Source organism: Arenimonas sp. (genome assembly GCF_019459675.1).
Classification (GTDB): Bacteria; Pseudomonadota; Gammaproteobacteria; order Xanthomonadales; family Xanthomonadaceae; genus Arenimonas.
Genome location: NZ_JAIBFH010000323.1, coordinates 1 through 1,520 on the forward strand (window position 1 = coordinate 1; position 1,520 = coordinate 1,520).

At 76.1% G+C, this 1,520-nt stretch carries 2 protein-coding genes; both read left to right on the forward strand.

Annotated elements, in window-relative coordinates:
* The coding region (imuA, locus tag K0M70_RS10965; RefSeq protein WP_290781897.1) for a translesion DNA synthesis-associated protein ImuA at window positions 1-532 on the forward strand (532 nt) is incomplete at its 5' end.
* A gap of 12 nt (window positions 533-544) precedes the next feature.
* Window positions 545-1,520: DNA polymerase Y family protein (locus tag K0M70_RS10970; RefSeq protein ID WP_290781898.1), on the forward strand; the 976-nt coding region annotated here is incomplete at its 3' end.

The following is a 1,520-nucleotide window of genomic DNA, read 5'->3' on the forward strand; positions in this document are numbered from 1 at the left end:
CGAGCCCAGCGGCCACGCCGCGCTCGACGCGGCGCTGCCCAGCGGCGGCTGGCCCGAGGCGTCGCTGGTGGAGGTGCTGCTGCCGGCCGACGGCCTGGGCGAACTGCGCCTGGTGCTGCCCACGCTGGCGCGGCACACCCAGGCCGGCCGCGAGATCGCGCTGGTGGCGCCGCCCTACGTGCCGCATCCGCGCGCGTGGCTGGCGGCGGGCGTGGCGTTCGAGCGCGTGCATCTGGTGGCCGCCGATCCGCGCCAGGCGCTGTGGGCCACCGAACAGTGCCTGCGCGCCGGCTGCCTGGCCGCAGTGCTGTGCTGGCCGCAGCAGGCCGACGACCGCGCGCTGCGCCGGCTGCAGGTGGCGGCCGAAAGCGGGCAGTCGCTGGTGTTCGCCTTCCGCGACATGCGCGCAGCGGCCAATGCTTCGCCGGCGGCGCTGCGGCTGCAGGTCGAGCGCGAACAGCTGCGCGTGCTCAAGTGCCGCGGCGGGCTGGCGCCGGCTGCGCCCGTGCCGTTCCCCGTGCCCCTGCATTGATGCGGCGCGACGATGCTTTGGGCCTGCGTATTGCTGCCGCACCTGGCGCTGGACACCGTCCTTCGCCGCCACCCCGAACCTGATCGGCCGCTGGCCCTGGTGAGCGGGCCGGCGCAGCGGCGCGTGCTGTCGGCGGTGAACGAAGCCGCGGCGGCGCGCGGCCTGCATCGCGGCCAGGCCATCGCCGCGGCCGAAGCGCTGTGCGGCGACCTGCAGGTGGTGGACGACGACCCGGCACGGCGCGCGCGGGCGCGCGATTTCCTGGCGGCTTGGGCGTATCGCTACAGCTCGCAGGTCAGCACCGACATTCCGGGCGCACTGCTGCTGGAAGTGCAGGGCAGCCTGGGCCTGTTCGGGCCGTGGCCAGCGTTCGAGGCGCGGCTGCGCGACGACCTGGCCGCGCTGGGCTTCCGCCATCGCATCGCGCTGGCGCCCAATGCCGCCGCCGCCGCGGTGCTGGCCGGCTGCCACGACGGCCTGGCGGTCACCACGCCCGACGTGCTGCGGCGCGCGCTGTCGTCGGTGCCGGTGGCGCGTGCACGGTTGCCCGGAGGCGCGGCGCCGGCGCTCGAACGCATGGCCATCCGCACGCTGGGGCAGGTGCTGGCGCTGCCGCGCGCTTCGCTGGGGCAGCGCTTTGGCGCCGACGTGCTGGCGCACCTGGACCGGCTGCTGGGACAGGCGCCGCAAACGCTGGCGCTGTACCAGCCGCCGGATTTCTTCGACGCGAAGATCGAACTCAACTACGACGTCGAAAGTTCGCAGGCGCTGCTGTTCCCGCTGCGCCGGCTCACGGCCGACCTGGCCGCGTATCTCGCCGGCCGCGACGGCGGCGTGTCGCGCTTCGTGCTGCGGCTGGGGCACGAAGGCCGCGACGACACCGAAGTGGCCGTGGGCCTGCTGGCGCCCGAGCGGCAGCCGGCCACGCTGTTCGAACTGGCGCGGGGGCCGGGCGGACCCCGGGGCGGGGCCGGCCCCGGGGGGCCCC